Raw genomic sequence first — 14,288 nt, 5'->3', positions numbered from 1 at the left:
CCGTTTTACCCCTGCCGGCTTTCATGGCATCAGGGGCACTTCACGGGGTGCAACCGTCATGACCCTCACCGGCTTTCTCGCCTATAGCGCCGCACTCGGCATCGCCGCCGCCATTCCCGGCCCTGGCGTCACCGCGCTTGTGGCGCGGGCGCTGGGCTCGGGCTTCCGCTCGTCGCTGGCCATGTCCTTCGGACTGATGCTCGGTGACCTCACTTATCTCACCGCCGTGGTGCTCGGCCTTGCCTTTGTCGCACAGACCTTCGGCATGGTCTTCCTCGCCATCAAATGGCTGGGCGTCGCCTATCTCGCCTTCCTCGGCTGGCGGTTCTGGACCGCCGGCATCACGCCCGAAACGGTCGAGGCCAGGAAAGGCAAGGGTGGTCTGGCATCGAGCTTCCTTGCCGGCCTCACCGTCACGCTCGGCAACCCGAAGACGATGATCTTCTATCTCGCAATCACGCCGACCATCGTCGACCTGAAGACCATCACGCTCGCCGACTACGGCATCCTGGTCGCGCTCACCGTCATCGTGCTCTTCGTGGTGCTGGTGCCTTATCTGGCGCTGGCCGCCAAGGCGCGCTGGTTCCTGAAATCGCCGCGCGCGCTGAAGGCGCTGAACCGCACCGCAGCCGGCTTCATGGTTGGCGCAGCCGCAGCCATTGCGGCGCGTCAGTAGACCGGTTTCAGCCAATCCATTCCGCCAATCGGGCCATCCGGGAAATGCGTTTCCGGGAGGTCAGCCTTTTCAGCAAGCACCCCACTCGATATTTTCGGCCGGCAGCCTATCTTGCGCGATCGAAAGCCCTATTCTGTCCGCCGATGCCAATTGCCTGACCAATTGCCTGATTTGACTTGGGAGCGAAACCAATGAACAAGCCCGTCTCTTCGCCGCGCGTGCCCGGCCGCGGCCGCGTCTACAATTCGATCACCGAGACGATCGGCGACACGCCGTTGGTGCGGCTCGACAAATTCGCCAGGGAGAAAGGCGTCGTCGCCAACCTTCTGGCCAAGCTCGAATTCTTCAACCCGATCGCCTCGGTCAAGGATCGCATCGGCGTTTCGATGATAGAGGCGCTTGAAGCATCGGGCCGCATCAGGCCCGGCAAGACGACGCTGATCGAGCCGACCTCCGGCAATACCGGCATTGCGCTCGCCTTCGCCGCCGCCGCCAAGGGCTACAAGCTGATCCTGACCATGCCTGAAACCATGTCGGTGGAGCGCCGCAAGATGCTGGCGCTGCTCGGCGCCGAGCTGGTGCTGACAGAAGGTCCCAAGGGCATGAAGGGTGCTATCGCCAAGGCCGACGAGCTGGCGGCGACCCTGCCCGATGCGGTCATTCCGCAGCAGTTCGAAAACCCGGCCAATCCGGAGATCCACCGTCGCACCACGGCCGAGGAGATCTGGAACGACACCGATGGCGGTGTCGACATCTTCGTCGCCGGCATAGGCACCGGCGGCACCATCACCGGCGTCGGCCAGGTGCTGAAGCAGCGCAAGCCCTCGGTGCATGTCGTCGCCGTCGAGCCGGAGGCCTCGCCCGTGCTGTCGGGCGGCCAGCCCGGCCCGCACAAGATCCAGGGCATCGGCGCCGGCTTCGCGCCAAAGATCCTCGACACCACGATCTATGACGAGATCGTCAAGGTTTCAAACGAGGATTCGGTCGCCAACGCCCGCCTCGTCGCCCGCCTCGAAGGCGTGCCGGTCGGCATCTCGTCGGGCGCCGCACTCCAGGCGGCAATCGTCGTCGGCTCACGGCCGGAGAACAAGGGCAAGAACCTGGTGGTGATCATCCCGTCCTTCGCCGAGCGCTATCTGTCGACCATCCTGTTCGACGGGCTGGGGGCTTAGTCCTTACGTCTTCGCTGGACCGCTTGAAAACCGCTGGTGGCTTCAGCCGCCGGCTTGAGCGGAAGGTGGCTTCCGGGTCAAATCGCCCGGCCTGCTTCGTGCAGGTTGGGGAGGATTTGAATGTACAGACTCTACACACGCCCAGGCAGTGGCGGCTTCGTCGTCGAGGCGGCGTTGGCGCTGGCAAACGTGCGATTCGACCAGATCGATGTGCCGAAGAAAGACCCGCCCGACCCGGCTTTCCTCGACATCAGCCCGTTGAACCAGGTTCCGGTCCTGACCTTGCCCGACGGTCAGTCGATAACCGAATCGGCGGCGATCTGCATCCTGCTTGCCGAGCGCCACCCGCAGGCGGGTCTGGCGCCGGCCGCCGGATCGCCGGATCGCGCCGATTTCCTGCGCTGGATGGCGTTCATGTCGTCGGTGCTCTACCCGGCCATCCTGCGTCTATACTATGCCCATCGCTACACTACCGATGCCGAGGGCAAGAAAGCCGTCAAGCAGGCAGCCATTGCCGAGATGGACCGCGGCTTCGCCATTGTCGATGCAGCACTCGAGGAGCGAGATTGGCTGGTCGGCGACGCGATGTCGCTGGCCGACATCTATCTCGTCATGCTGGTGGCCTGGCACCCTGATGTCGACAAGGCGCGGGCGGACTGGCCGAACATCGAACGCCTGTGGTCGGCATTGCGCGCGCATCCGCTGATGAAACGGCTCAACGCATCGCATGAGATGTGGCCGGGTTGAGCGGCGCTCAATTTCGCAGGATCGCCCGTTTCGCCTGCAAGAAGCGGCGCACGGCCGGGTCGCGCTCGAGGCCGATCGCCCGGTCATAGGCTTCGACCGCTTGCGCTGCATTGCCGAGCCTGGCCAGCAGGCCGGCGCGGGCAGCCCAGTAGGGCTGATAGTCGTTAAGCCGCTTGTCGTCGTCAAGCACGTAAAGCGCCGCCAGACCTGCCGCTGCCCCATCGGCCTCGGCGATCGCCACGGCGCGGTTGATAGCCACCACCGGCGAGCCGGCAATCGCCGACAGCGCATCATAGAAATTCCGGATCGCCGCCCAGTCGGTCTGGCGGGTCCGCCGCCGTGTCGCGTGCACCGACTGCACCGCCGCTTCGAGCTGGTAGCGGCCGATGACGCCCATGGTCGCAGCGTGACCGAGCAGCGCTTCGGCCTCGTCGATCAGCGCGTGATCCCACAGAAGGCAATCCTGATCGGCAAGCGGAACATAGTCGCCGGCTTCATCGCGCCGCGCCGGGCGGCGCGCCTCGGCGAACAGCATCAGCGCCAGCAGACCGAGCGCTTCCGGCTCGTCGGGCATCAGCGACGCCACCAGACGCCCGAGCCAGATGCCTTCGGTCGCCAGATTGCGGCGTTGCGTTTCAGTGCCGGCGGGGTCGGTCCAGCCTTCGGCGAAAGCGGCGTAGATCGCTTCCAGCACCGTATCCAGCCGCTCGCCGAGTTCGGCCCGCTCCGGCACGCGGAACGGAATGCCGATCTCGCGGATGCGGCTCTTGGCGCGCACCAGGCGCTGGCCCATCGTCGCCGGCGAGACCAGGAAGGCCGAGGCGATGGCCGCCGCGTCGAAACCCAGAATGGTCTGCAGGATCAGCGGCGCCCGCACGCTGGCCTCGATCGCAGGATGGGCACAGGCAAACATCAGCCTGAGACGCTCGTCGGGCAGGTCTTCGTCATGCATGCTTGCCTCCATCTCCTCGGCCATCAGCTTGAGATGGTCGCGGCTCGCCTCGCTGGTCAGCCGACGGCGCACCGCATCGACACCACGGCGGCGCGCCACCGCCAGCAGCCAGGCCTCGGGCTTCTCGGGCACGCCGGCTTTCGGCCAGCGCTCAAGTGCTGCGGCAAAGGCATCCGCCAGCGCGTCCTCGGCGCCGGCGACATCGCGCGTGCGCGCCGCGAGCCAGGCGACGAGCTTGCCGTAGCTTTGCCGGGCGGCCGCCTCGGCCGCCACGCGCGCGATCTCCGGTCGACTATCCATCACTGGGTCATTTCTGAGAGGCGTACTCGGTCATTTCCCAGATCGGCCGCACCTCGATAGTGCCGGCGCTGGCGCCTGGACAGCGGGCTGCCCATGCGATCGCCGCGTCGGCGTCCTCGGCATCGATCATGTAGAAACCGGCAAGCTGCTCCTTGGTGTCGGCGTAGGGGCCGTCGAGCACATTGGTCTTGCCGTTGGCCGTCCGCACCGCGGTGGCAAGCTGGGTCGGCTTCAGTCTGTCGCCGGCGAGCCACGCTCCGGATTTCTTCAACGCTTCGGTGTAGGCACCGTAGGCGGCGCTGATCTCGTAGGTCTTGTCGCTCGGCGCGGCCGCCATCGCGGCTTCGTTCGCGTATATCAAAAGCATGTATCGCATGGTCTTCTCCTGTTTTTCGAAGGCCGCGTCGTTGCGTGCCGGACGTATGTCGTGTGGCCATGCCCGATTTCGACAGGCTTCAGAAAAACTTTCATCTTCACAAGGAGATTTCGCAAGGACCAGATCTTTCCTGGCTGGACGATGGCGGCACCGGACTGGCAGCGGGCGCGCGCAGCACTATCCTCTGTCGTGGCGGGCACGTCACGCGAGGCATGGGAGGAGAGAATGGAACTCGTGACCCACAAGAAATTCAAGAACGGCCGGTTGATGCCATGGGCAAAGGGCACAGTCGTCAGTGGAGCGAGAGGAACCGTCTATCTCTGCGGCAACACCGCGACATCGGCCGACTATGATCCAGCCGGCAAGAAAGGCGGCGGCTTCGCCGGCGATGCGGCGGCGCAGTGGCGTGAAGTTCTCGGCAACATCAAATCGGATCTGGAGGAACTGGGCAGCAGCCTCGACCATCTCATCAGGCTGACCTTCTTCGTCAGAGGTCCCTTTCCCGACGGCGGCGTTCTCAGCTCTCCCAATTTTCGCCTCGACGTGCTGGACGCGTTCTTCGCAGAGCATTGTCCGAAGCACTGCAGCTACAACAATCCGCCGCCTTCGGAAGTAATCGGCGTCGCAGCCCTTGTCCAGGCCGACATCGTCATCGAGATCGTCGCCGTCGCAGCGCTGCCGGACTGAGGTCGCGGGGATGGATCAGGCGTTCGGCTCGAGCCAGCCGCGATAGCGCACGATCAGCCCGGTGAGCGGGTGCGAGATCTCGACATGGAAGCGGAAGCGGCCGTCCTCGACGCTCTCATAGGATGCCGAGCGCGGGCAGAGCCACATCGGCAGCTTCAGGCCGAGAAAGCTCCAGCGGCGCAGCACCAGCGACAGTCTTCCCTGCTCTGCCACCAGCGCCATGGCGAAGGTCAGCGGGCCGAAGCGCTCGCACAGCCGCCGCCGCGAGCGGCCTTCACCGACGAACTGGCGGCTGGAGAAAGTGTGAGCGCCAAACGTTCGCGTCCAGGTCTCGCCATCCTTGCCGGCATCGAAGCGGACCTGGACCGGCATGTCGGCACTGGCGGGAGGAAATCCAACCAACCAGCAAGATAGCCGGCTAAGAATACCGGCGCCACGTTCAACGCTGCCGCGTCCCTCGGCCGTTCCAACGCGCTCATGCATGGCGCGGATTTCTTCGGGCAGATCCTGCCAGGTGCCGCCGACCACTTGCGGATAGAGGGGCTTTTCGACGTCGGCAGTGTCACCCCTGAAGCCGGTATAGATCGCCTTGCCGGCAAACAGCGCCTGATAGTCGTCAAGTTCCAGGTCGCGTACCGCCGCTCGCGCCCCTGGGGCCGGCGCCTGTCCGTCCAGCGTCTTGCGCACCAGCGCCTCCACCGCCATGGCCGGGATCAGCGGCCCGTCATCGCCTTCGGCCAGCAGATGCCAGGAGCGTTTGATCGCTTCACCCGCCTTGTCGACCCCCTCCACCGCGACGAACATGCCGCCGCGGTGTTCGCCCCAGCGCAGCCGGTTGGACGCCCAGTGCATCAGCGGCGCCAGCGGCGACAGCGACCGCACCAGTCCGATCCGCACCAGCCAGGCAAGGCCGATCAAGGCGCGGTGCAGGATTTCGGGAACCGGCCCGGCGCCCATCCAGATGGTTTTGGCCTGCGGCAACAGGTCCGCCAGCGCGCCCAAATCCGGCACGTCGACCAGCGAAAACAGCGTGCTGTTCAGCGGCACCTTGCCCGGCGCGGCAATCGTGTAGCGCATCTGCTCGGTCAGCGGATGGCCCTGCGCCTTACCGCCATCGCGTTTCAGGTCGACCGGCTGGCCGGCGTAACCGGCAATGGCGCGGATGACATTTTCGCCGACGCCGGCAAAGGGCGACGGCGCGATACCGCCCTGGATTGTGTCGACCCGCGCCATGCCGGCGGAAAGACGACGCACCACCGCTGCGGTCAGCACCGGGAAACTCGACACGCCGGACAGCACGAACAGGCCTGCCTTGCGCGCCGCATCGTCATACGCGGAGACGCCGGCGACGAAGTCCGATCCGTCGGCGAGGTCGAGATAATGGATGCCTTGCGCGATGCAGGCCTCGATCAGCCGGTAGCGGCCCGCGCCATAGGCCTGGAACGGACCGCTGGCGTCGACGACACAATCGGGTTTGAGCGCCGAAAGCTGAGCCGGCAGGTCACCGCCGCGATCGAACGCAAGGGGCACCAGCTCCGCCGCCGCGCCGATGCGGGTTTTGCACCAGGCTTCGGCCTTGGCCAGCCCGCGCCCGGCGACGATCAGCGTCAGGCGCGGTTCGCTCTCCAGCAACTGCACGATGCGGCCGGCGAAAATGCCATAGCCGCCGACGACCAGAAGCCTCATCGCGCTGTTGCCTCCATGCATGTCGTGTCCCCAAAATCGAGGTCACTTTTGGGCGACATGCATCAACCAATCATCCGCGCACGCATCGTGGCGGACGGGGTCTCGCAACTGTCCTTGCGGCCGAAGATGGCGTAGCGGTTTTTGGCGATGCGTTCGTAGAGCCAGTCTCGCAAGGGGCGTGGCAACAGCAGCAGGGCTTTCGCCGCCCGCCACGGCCAGCCGAGTTCGGCCATCACGGCAACAAAACTGTCCAGCCGTGTGAAAGGAGCGCCATTGATGAGGACCAGATTGGTCTCATAGCTGTCGGTGCGCAGTCCATGCTCGTGGAACAGCGCCTCGCCGAAGGGCGACTGCGCCGTGGCGAAGCGGAAGCGGTTTTTGCGGTCGAGCCTGACCACCGTGCGCACGAAACCCGAGCACAGCACGCAGACGCCATCGAAAACGATCAACGGCTGGCTGGCATCGAAGGGTTCAGGAGAAGAAGTCACGGGACATCCAGCAGCTTGTGTCAGGCGACACTAAGCATGCCGGCTAGGGGATCAAAGCCGCGGCGTTGTCGCACGGCTTCTCGCGGCCAGAGCGGGGCGCTCAGCGCGATAGGTGGTTGCGCGGTGGTCGGCGCCCGGTCTGCAGATCCGGCTGTCGTGACGGCTTTCGAACGTCATGATCAGTGCGCGCCGAGCGAGCTGCCGCGACGGGCGCAGGCCGGGCCCGGTCCGCGCATGTAATAGCGCTCCGGCCGATAGGTCGGCGCGATGAATTCGCGGATGGCGGCGGCATAGCCGGCGATGTGGCCCCAGAATTTCATTTTACTTAGTTCCCTGTCCCGATTTTCGGATGTCCCGTCCGATTGCGGGGATCATAGCGTCGAGGCGTGAATAGTCGGTGAACACGATGTTAATCTTCGGTCGAAAACCCGTCGCTTCGTGGCCGGAATGCGGCTGTTTCGGGGTCTTTCAGAGCCTTTTGAGCCCTTTCCGGCCAATGTGACTTTTGCATCACATATGTTTCGTCTGGATGTCGCTTGGGCGCGGTTCTGTTTCAATTTCGGGGAGCCCCGCGAAATTTCCGTGCGCACGGCTGCAAAGCCGCCCAGGCTGCGTTCGGAACCGGAATCGGCTTTACCCGTTCTCGGTTGAACCGCATCGCGCAGGAGTTTCGCCATGGCACCCCGCCCCGCCTGGAAGGGCTATCTGAAACTGTCGCTGGTCACCTGCGCCGTCGAACTGACCAACGTCGTCACCCACACCGAAAAAGTCTCGTTTCGGGTGCTGAACCGCAAGACCGGCAATACGGTCAAGCGCATCTATGTCGATGCCGAAACCGGCAAGCCGCTGGAGGAAGGCAACGAGATCAAGGGCTATGAACTCGACGACGGCGACTTCGTCCATATCGAGGAAGACGAGATCGCCGCGGTGCAGATCGAGTCCTCGCACACCATGGCGCTGGACGGTTTCGTCGACAAAGCTTCGATCCAGCAGATTTATCTCGACACGCCCTATTATGTCGCGCCGGCCGATAAGGTGTCGGAGGAAGCCTTTGCCGTCATCCGCGACGCGATGGCCGGCAAGAAGATGGCCGGGCTGGCGCGCATCGTGCTCTACGCCAGAGAACGTCCCGTCGTCATCGAGCCGCTCGGCAACGGGATGGTGCTGACCACCTTGCGCTACGACAACACGGTGCGGCAGCCCGAAACCGTCTTCGGCGACATCGAGGCGGTGAAGACCGACCAGGAGATGACGGATCTCGCCGAACTCATCATCGACAAGAAGAAGGCGAAGTTCGATCCGTCGAAATTCGAGGACAAGTATGAGGACGCGCTGCTCGAACTGATCCGCGCCAAGAAGGCCGGCAAGAAGGCGCCGAAGCCGCAGGCCGCGCCCAAGCCGTCCAATGTCGTCAATCTGTTCGACGCGCTGAAGAAGAGCCTGTCGGATGGCGGCGCGGCGAAAGCCTCGGCCAAGAAGGCAAAGCCGGCGGCCAAAAGCGGCAAGGCGAAAGCCGCCGCGCCCAAACGCAAATCGGCGTGAGCACCATGGCCAGCCTCGAACAATATCAGTCCAAGCGCGATTTCAAGAAAACCGCCGAGCCTGCCGGCAAGGTCGCGCGCGGCAAGCAGGCCGGAGGCATCTTCGTCGTCCAGAAGCACGACGCAACCAGGCTGCATTACGATTTCCGCCTCGAGCATGACGGCGTCTTGTGGAGCTGGGCGGTGACGCGCGGCCCGAGCCTCGACCCGCACGAAAAGCGGCTGGCCGTGCATGTCGAGGACCACCCGATCGACTATGCATCCTTCGAGGGCACCATTCCCAGGGGCGAATATGGCGGCGGCACGGTCATCGTCTGGGACGAAGGCACATGGACACCCGAGATCGACCCCGCCAAGGCGATGAAGAAGGGCCACATCTCATTCGAGCTCAAAGGAAAGAAGCTGAACGGCCTGTGGCATCTCGTCAGGCTGAAACCCCGCGCGGGTGAAAAGCGTGACAACTGGCTGCTGATCAAATCCAACGATGCCGCCGCCCGCCCCGGCGAGGACATTCTGAAGGACGCGCCGAAATCGGTGAAGTCGGGCCTGACCATCGAGCAGGTCGCGGAAGGCAAGACCGCCGACGGCAAGAAGCCGAAAGTCTGGCATTCCAACAAGCCCGCCGCCTCCAGCAAGGCGAAAGCCGGCAAGCGCCTCGATTTCATCGAGCCGCAACTGGCGACGCTGGAACGCGATGCGCCGCCGGGGAAGGATTGGCTGCACGAAGTCAAATTCGACGGCTACCGCATGCAGGCGCAGATCGCCGGCACCGAGGTGCGGCTGCTGACCCGCACCGGCCTCGACTGGACGGAGAAATTCGGCCCCGAGATCGTTGCCGAACTGGCCCAACTGAAATGCAGCGACGCCATCATCGATGGCGAGATCGTCGTGCTGGCCGACAGCGGCGTTTCGTCTTTCTCGCTGCTCCAGCAGGATCTCTCCGCCAATCGCACCAGCCGCTTTACCTACTACGTCTTCGACCTGATGCGGATCGACGGCAAGGATTTACGCCGCGAGCCGCTGGTCGAGCGCAAGCAGGCCTTGCAGGAGCTGCTCGGTGAGCCGGCCGAAAATGCCGCCGTCCGCTTCAGCGACCATTTTGCCGAACCCGGCAAGATCATGCTCCAGCACGCCTGTCGCATGGGCCTCGAAGGCATCGTCTCCAAACGCGCCGACGCACCCTACCGCAGTGGCCGCGGCCCGAGCTGGGTGAAGTCGAAATGCACGGAGCGCCAGGAGTTCGTCATCGGCGGTTATCTGCCCTCGGAAAAGACCGGCCGCGGGCTGCGCTCGCTGCTGGTCGGCTATCACGAAGGCGGCAAGCTCAATTATGCCGGCCGCGTCGGCACCGGCTTTTCGGTCAAGGGCGCCACCGATCTGAAGAAAAAGCTCGATGCGTTGAAGGCAAAATCGTCGCCCTTCGCCTCGACCGTGCCGAACGGCAAAGGCCTGGTCTGGGTCAAGCCAGAACTTGTCGGCGAAGTGGAGTTCCGCAGCTGGACCTCGGACCGTATAATACGCCACGCGTCGTTCCAGGGACTGCGCGAGGACAAGCCGGCGGAGGAAGTCGTGCAGGAAAAGCCATCGAAACCGGCGAGCAAGGCAAAGCCCGCGGCAAGCAGCGCCGGCAAGGTTGCCGGGACCAAAGCTGGGGCAATGACCACCAGCGTAAAACTATCCCATCCCGAAAAACTGTTATGGCCCGACGAAAAAATATCCAAGCAAGCCTTGCTTGAGCACTACGCGCTGGTCTGGCCGCGCATGCAGCAATTCGTCGTCAACCGGCCGCTCAGCCTGGTGCGGGCGCCGGACGGCATTGGCGGCCCGCGCTTTTTCCAGAAACACGCCTCGGCCGGCATGAGCGACAAGATCGCCCGCATGAAAGACCCGACCGACGGCGAGGAGATCCTGTTCATCCGGGATTTCGACGGCCTTGCCGCTCTGGTCCAGTACGGCGTGGTCGAGGTCCACATCTGGGGCTGTACGACCGACGAACTGGAAAAGCCGGACCAGATCATCTTCGATCTCGATCCCGACGAGGGCGTCGACGTCAAGGCGGTGCGCGAGGCCGCGCTCGACATCCGAGGCAAGCTCGACGATCTGTCGCTGCCCAATTTCGTCAAGCCATCGGGCGGCAAGGGCTACCACGTGCTGGTGCCGTTGAAACCATCGGCGGACTGGGAGGCGGTTAAAACCTTCTCCCATGATTTCGCTAAGGCGCTGGAGCAGGCCGCGCCTGATCGCTACACGGCAACGCTATCGAAAAAGGCGCGCACCGGAAAAATCTTCGTCGACTATCTACGCAACGGCAGGGGTTCGACGACGGTCGCGCCCTACTCCTCACGCGCCAAGAAGGGAGCGACGGTGTCGATCCCGGTGACCTGGGCAGAGGTGGAAGCAGGGTTGGCGCCGAATTCTTTCCCGATCGGCGACAAGACGACATTGAAGGAGTTGGAGAAAGCTGATCCGTGGAAGGAGTTCTTCAAGCAGGCGAAGGTGCTGAAGCGGGGGTGAAAAGGCCGCCGTAGCGATCCGTCACACCCCCCTCTGTCCTGCCGGACATCTCCCCCGCAAGGGGGGAGATTCGCAGCTTCAAAGCGTCGCTCTTCTTGCGAGGTTGGAGATTGGCGAAATCCAAGGTGCGCTTGATCTCCCTCCTTGCGGGGGAGATGGCCGGCAGGCCAGAGGGGGGTGCTGTCCCGCCGACGTCTACCTCAACCCAAAAACACCCGCTCAAACGCCTGTTTCCCCGGCGGTGAAAACACCACGGCGCGACTATCCTTCTCCCGCCTTGCCCACTTCTCCGCCAGGATCTTGTCGAGGATCGCCGCGCCCAGCGTGCCGGCGAGGTGGGAGCGGCGCACGCTCCAGTCGAGGCAGGCGCGGCAGACCGGCCGGCGCGGCTTGGCGTCGACATCGATGCCGATGGCCGAAAAATGCGAGGCCGCCGACGGCCCGAGCCTGATCTCCTGCTCGTCGCGCAAAAGGATGTCGCGCGCCACGAGCCGGTCCAGCATCGCCACCGCTTGTTCGCCGGCGAGATGGTCGTAGCAGACGCGGGCGACCCGCATCGCGCCGTCGCGCGGACCCGGCCGCACACGCTTGGGGCCAACGGCTTCCGCCACGCCGGTGATCGCTTCGATCATGCCCGCCACCTGCGGCCCGGCGAGGCCGTAATAGCGGTGCCGGCCCTGGCTGGCCAAAGTCAGCAGCCCGCCCTCCATCAGTTTGGACAGATGCGAGGACGCCGTCGGCAGAGACACGCCGGCTTCCAGCGCCAGTTCGCTTGCCGTCAAAGCCGTGCCGCCCATCAGCGCATTCAGCATGTTTGCCCGCGCCGGATCGCCGACCAGGCTGGCGATGCGGGCAATGTCGGGTCCTTCACGCATAGTTAGGTCTCCATCGAAGCATTCTTGCGAGATAATCACTAATGTCGGCTGAGATCAAGGAGAACGCCGATGCCAATCGCTTCCGCCCCATTCGCCAGCCGCCGGACATTCCCGTTCGTCACCTGGCTGCACCGGCGGCTGCTCGCCCGCTGGTATGACCGCCACCTGCAGCGGCTCGATCTCGCCGAAATCGACGACCATATGCTGCGCGATCTTGGTCTGACCCGGGAGGATGTGCGCCGCGAATGCGCGAAATCCTTCTGGCAGGCCTGACCGCCGGCATTTTGCTTAGCAGGTCCGGCGGCACAACGTTTCGACGCCGCTCGAACTATCGACGCAGAAAACCCAAGGAGATCACGATGACCATCACCTGCTTCATCCGCTACGAGATCGACCCGTTCGGCAAGGCGGCGTTCGAGCAATATGCCAAGGCCTGGGGCCAGGCGATCCCGCGCTGCGGCGCCGATTTGATCGGCTACTACGCCCCGCACGAGGGCTCGGCCACCACCGCTTACGCCGCCTACAACATCGACAGCCTGGCGGCCTATGAAGCCTACCGCGCCCGGCTCGCCGCCGATCCTGCCGGCAAGGCCAATTACGAATTCGCCCGCCGCGAAAAGTTCATCTTGAAAGAAGACCGCATCTTCTTGAAGCTGGTGTCCGGACCGCATGGACCGCGGCAGCTGTTCCAGACCGCGGTCAAGGAGGAAGCATGATCGCTGTCATCTTCGAGGTCGAGCCGGCTGAGGGAAAGCGCGATGCCTATCTCGGCATCGCCGCGGAGCTCAGGCCGCTGCTCGACGGTATCGATGGCTTCATCTCCATCGAGCGGTTTCAGAGCCTGGTCGACCCGAACCGCATCCTGTCGCTGTCCTTCTGGCGCGACGAGGAAGCGGTCAAGGCCTGGCGCAACACCGAGGAGCACCGGCAGGCGCAAAAAGCCGGCCGCGGCGGAATCTTTGCCGGCTACAGGCTGCGCATCGCGCATGTGGTGCGGGACTATGGGCTGACGGAAAGAGACGAAGCGCCGGCGGATAGTCGGGCGGTGAATGGGTGAAGCTGACGATGTGCAGCGGCATTCATAACCGTCGACCATCGCGCCGCCCCTCATTGTCCTGCCGGACATTTCTCCCCGTATAGTGACGGGGAGAAAGGCGCTGTTGCCGATGGTTTCGCCAATCGCCAGCGTTGCAGAACAAGCTGCGAAATTCGCGATAGCCCCTTCTGCCCGTTTACGGGGAGAAGATGCCGGCAGGCAGATGAGGGGCAGCGCCGACCTTTGCCTTACCTAAGCATTCCCGATCAGCACCCCGGCCGCAAACACCAGCGCCCCGCCCAGCACCACCTGAAACGCCGCGCGCAGGAAAGGGGTTTGCATGTACCGGTTCTGGACGAAGGCGATCGTCCACAGTTCGAAGAACACCACCACCGCGGCCACCGCCGTTGCTGTCCAGAAATACGGGATGAGATAGGGCAGCGCGTGGCCGAGGCCACCCAGCGTCGTCATGATGCCGACGGTCAGCCCCCGCTTGATCGGCGAGCCGCGGCCCGACAGTTTGCCGTCGTCGGAGGCGACTTCGGTGAAGCCCATCGAAATGCCGGCGCCGATGGAGGCGGCAAGGCCGACCAGCAGCGTTTGCCAGGTGTCATGCGTGGCGAAGGCGGCGGCAAAGATCGGCGCCAGCGTCGACACCGAGCCGTCCATCAGCCCGGCCAGCCCCGGCTGCACATAGGTCAGGATGAACTGGCGCTGCTCGGCGCTGGCCTCCTCGTCCTTGACGGCGCCCGGAACATGCTTCTGCTCCAGCCGATGCGCTGAATTCTCATGGCTCTGTTCGGCAACGGCCAGCTCGTCGAGCAGTTTTCGGGTCGAAGCGTCGCTGGTGCGCTTGGCCGCTTCGACATAGAAGCGATAGGCCTGGCGCTCCATCTCTTCGGCCTGCCGCCGAACATTTTCGACGCCGAGCGGCCGCACCAGCCAGTCGGGCTTGCGCTCGTAATAGCCCTTTACATGCTCGCGGCGCAGCAGCGGAATGCGCTCGCCGAAACGCTTGCGGTAAAGCTCGATGAGGGAATCGCGATGGCCGTCTTCCTCGAGCGCCATCGCCTCGAACACTTTTGCCGATTGCGGAAAGCTTTCGGCCAGTCCCTCGGCATAGGCGCGGTAGATGCGCCCGTCATCCTCTTCCGACGAAATTGCCAGCGCCAGGATCTCCTGTTCCGACAGCGATTCGAAGGGGCGGCGGCCGAAACCGAAGACACGGGAAAGCATGA

Annotated in this window: 16 protein-coding genes; 9 read left to right on the top strand and 7 right to left on the bottom strand. The window is 64.2% G+C overall.

Annotation, left to right across the window (positions count from 1 at the left end; genetic code table 11):
• Positions 1-58: 58 nt before the first annotated feature.
• From AC04SG_RS01130 to AC04SG_RS01120, 3 genes are all read left to right on the top strand, one after another.
• The gene (locus AC04SG_RS01130) at positions 59-676 is read left to right on the top strand and encodes a LysE family translocator (RefSeq protein ID WP_192258682.1); all 618 of its coding nucleotides are present in this window, start codon (positions 59-61) and stop codon (positions 674-676) included.
• Positions 677-867: 191 nt separating this feature from the next.
• Positions 868-1,848, top strand: a complete 981-nt coding sequence (gene cysK / locus AC04SG_RS01125; protein WP_488549576.1) for a cysteine synthase A — start codon at positions 868-870, stop codon at positions 1,846-1,848.
• A gap of 120 nt (positions 1,849-1,968) precedes the next feature.
• Positions 1,969-2,595 (top strand): glutathione S-transferase family protein, encoded by a 627-nt coding sequence (locus tag AC04SG_RS01120; protein WP_488549575.1) that lies wholly within the window; start codon positions 1,969-1,971, stop codon positions 2,593-2,595.
• A gap of 7 nt (positions 2,596-2,602) precedes the next feature.
• On the opposite strand, the gene AC04SG_RS01115 is transcribed toward AC04SG_RS01120, so the two are convergent.
• On the bottom strand, positions 2,603-3,847 hold the full coding sequence (locus tag AC04SG_RS01115) for an RNA polymerase sigma factor (RefSeq protein WP_488549574.1): 1,245 nt from the start codon (positions 3,845-3,847) through the stop codon (positions 2,603-2,605).
• 7 nt (positions 3,848-3,854) lie between these two features.
• On the bottom strand, positions 3,855-4,223 hold the full coding sequence (locus tag AC04SG_RS01110) for a YciI family protein (protein WP_488549573.1): 369 nt from the start codon (positions 4,221-4,223) through the stop codon (positions 3,855-3,857).
• Positions 4,224-4,448: 225 nt separating this feature from the next.
• Here AC04SG_RS01110 and AC04SG_RS01105 point away from each other — a divergent pair, with 225 nt between their 5' ends.
• Positions 4,449-4,910 carry a RidA family protein gene (locus tag AC04SG_RS01105; protein ID WP_488549572.1) on the top strand — a complete coding sequence of 154 codons (462 nt, stop codon included), beginning with the start codon at positions 4,449-4,451 and terminating at the stop codon, positions 4,908-4,910.
• Between the two features lie 15 nt (positions 4,911-4,925).
• Here AC04SG_RS01105 and AC04SG_RS01100 read toward each other — a convergent pair whose 3' ends face one another.
• From AC04SG_RS01100 to AC04SG_RS01090, 3 genes are all read right to left on the bottom strand, one after another.
• Positions 4,926-6,596, bottom strand: coding sequence for a saccharopine dehydrogenase family protein (locus tag AC04SG_RS01100; protein WP_488549571.1), 1,671 nt, complete (start codon positions 6,594-6,596; stop codon positions 4,926-4,928).
• 62 nt (positions 6,597-6,658) lie between these two features.
• Positions 6,659-7,084, bottom strand: coding sequence for a thiol-disulfide oxidoreductase DCC family protein (locus tag AC04SG_RS01095; protein WP_488549570.1), 426 nt, complete (start codon positions 7,082-7,084; stop codon positions 6,659-6,661).
• A 179-nt stretch (positions 7,085-7,263) separates the two neighbouring features.
• Entirely contained in the window at positions 7,264-7,404 is a 141-nt protein-coding gene (locus tag AC04SG_RS01090) for a hypothetical protein (RefSeq protein ID WP_023672040.1), read from the bottom strand.
• A 355-nt stretch (positions 7,405-7,759) separates the two neighbouring features.
• On the opposite strand from AC04SG_RS01090, the gene ku reads away from it, so the two are divergent.
• Entirely contained in the window at positions 7,760-8,626 is an 867-nt protein-coding gene (ku, locus tag AC04SG_RS01085; protein ID WP_488549569.1) for a non-homologous end joining protein Ku, read from the top strand.
• Positions 8,627-8,631: 5 nt separating this feature from the next.
• The gene (gene ligD / locus AC04SG_RS01080; RefSeq protein WP_488549568.1) at positions 8,632-11,139 is read left to right on the top strand and encodes a DNA ligase D; all 2,508 of its coding nucleotides are present in this window, start codon (positions 8,632-8,634) and stop codon (positions 11,137-11,139) included.
• 200 nt (positions 11,140-11,339) lie between these two features.
• Here ligD and AC04SG_RS01075 read toward each other — a convergent pair whose 3' ends face one another.
• Positions 11,340-12,014 (bottom strand): ArsR/SmtB family transcription factor, encoded by a 675-nt coding sequence (locus tag AC04SG_RS01075; protein ID WP_112559099.1) that lies wholly within the window; start codon positions 12,012-12,014, stop codon positions 11,340-11,342.
• Positions 12,015-12,083: 69 nt separating this feature from the next.
• Between AC04SG_RS01075 and AC04SG_RS01070 the strand changes: the two genes are divergently transcribed.
• From AC04SG_RS01070 to AC04SG_RS01060, 3 genes are all read left to right on the top strand, one after another.
• Complete coding sequence (locus AC04SG_RS01070) at positions 12,084-12,287, top strand: DUF1127 domain-containing protein (protein ID WP_488549567.1); 204 nt, start codon at positions 12,084-12,086, stop codon at positions 12,285-12,287.
• 86 nt (positions 12,288-12,373) lie between these two features.
• Positions 12,374-12,730, top strand: coding sequence for an NIPSNAP family protein (locus AC04SG_RS01065; RefSeq protein WP_455860291.1), 357 nt, complete (start codon positions 12,374-12,376; stop codon positions 12,728-12,730).
• Entirely contained in the window at positions 12,727-13,071 is a 345-nt protein-coding gene (locus AC04SG_RS01060; RefSeq protein WP_488549566.1) for an antibiotic biosynthesis monooxygenase family protein, read from the top strand. The genes AC04SG_RS01065 and AC04SG_RS01060 overlap by 4 nt, the downstream gene beginning before the upstream one ends.
• Positions 13,072-13,302: 231 nt before the next feature.
• Here AC04SG_RS01060 and mbfA read toward each other — a convergent pair whose 3' ends face one another.
• Positions 13,303-14,286: an iron exporter MbfA gene (mbfA, locus tag AC04SG_RS01055; protein WP_488549565.1), complete on the bottom strand. Its 984-nt coding sequence runs from the start codon at positions 14,284-14,286 to the stop codon at positions 13,303-13,305.
• Between the last annotated feature and the right edge of the window lie 2 nt (positions 14,287-14,288).

This window comes from Mesorhizobium sp. CNPSo 4684 (assembly GCF_057784315.1).
This window is presented reverse-complemented; position numbering and strand designations above follow the sequence as displayed.

Excerpts from the sequence above, each read along its gene's own strand:
- AC04SG_RS01130 (WP_192258682.1), top strand. The coding sequence starts at position 59 with ATGACCCTCACCGGCTTTCTCGCCTATAGCGCCGCACTCGGCATCGCC.
- cysK (WP_488549576.1), top strand. The coding sequence starts at position 868 with ATGAACAAGCCCGTCTCTTCGCCGCGCGTGCCCGGCCGCGGCCGCGTC.
- AC04SG_RS01120 (WP_488549575.1), top strand. The coding sequence starts at position 1,969 with ATGTACAGACTCTACACACGCCCAGGCAGTGGCGGCTTCGTCGTCGAG.
- AC04SG_RS01115 (WP_488549574.1), bottom strand. The coding sequence starts at position 3,847 with ATGGATAGTCGACCGGAGATCGCGCGCGTGGCGGCCGAGGCGGCCGCC.
- AC04SG_RS01110 (WP_488549573.1), bottom strand. The coding sequence starts at position 4,223 with ATGCGATACATGCTTTTGATATACGCGAACGAAGCCGCGATGGCGGCC.
- AC04SG_RS01105 (WP_488549572.1), top strand. The coding sequence starts at position 4,449 with ATGGAACTCGTGACCCACAAGAAATTCAAGAACGGCCGGTTGATGCCA.
- AC04SG_RS01100 (WP_488549571.1), bottom strand. The coding sequence starts at position 6,596 with ATGAGGCTTCTGGTCGTCGGCGGCTATGGCATTTTCGCCGGCCGCATC.
- AC04SG_RS01090 (WP_023672040.1), bottom strand. The coding sequence starts at position 7,404 with ATGAAATTCTGGGGCCACATCGCCGGCTATGCCGCCGCCATCCGCGAA.
- ku (WP_488549569.1), top strand. The coding sequence starts at position 7,760 with ATGGCACCCCGCCCCGCCTGGAAGGGCTATCTGAAACTGTCGCTGGTC.
- ligD (WP_488549568.1), top strand. The coding sequence starts at position 8,632 with ATGGCCAGCCTCGAACAATATCAGTCCAAGCGCGATTTCAAGAAAACC.
- AC04SG_RS01075 (WP_112559099.1), bottom strand. The coding sequence starts at position 12,014 with ATGCGTGAAGGACCCGACATTGCCCGCATCGCCAGCCTGGTCGGCGAT.
- AC04SG_RS01070 (WP_488549567.1), top strand. The coding sequence starts at position 12,084 with ATGCCAATCGCTTCCGCCCCATTCGCCAGCCGCCGGACATTCCCGTTC.
- AC04SG_RS01065 (WP_455860291.1), top strand. The coding sequence starts at position 12,374 with ATGACCATCACCTGCTTCATCCGCTACGAGATCGACCCGTTCGGCAAG.
- AC04SG_RS01060 (WP_488549566.1), top strand. The coding sequence starts at position 12,727 with ATGATCGCTGTCATCTTCGAGGTCGAGCCGGCTGAGGGAAAGCGCGAT.
- mbfA (WP_488549565.1), bottom strand. The coding sequence starts at position 14,286 with ATGCTTTCCCGTGTCTTCGGTTTCGGCCGCCGCCCCTTCGAATCGCTG.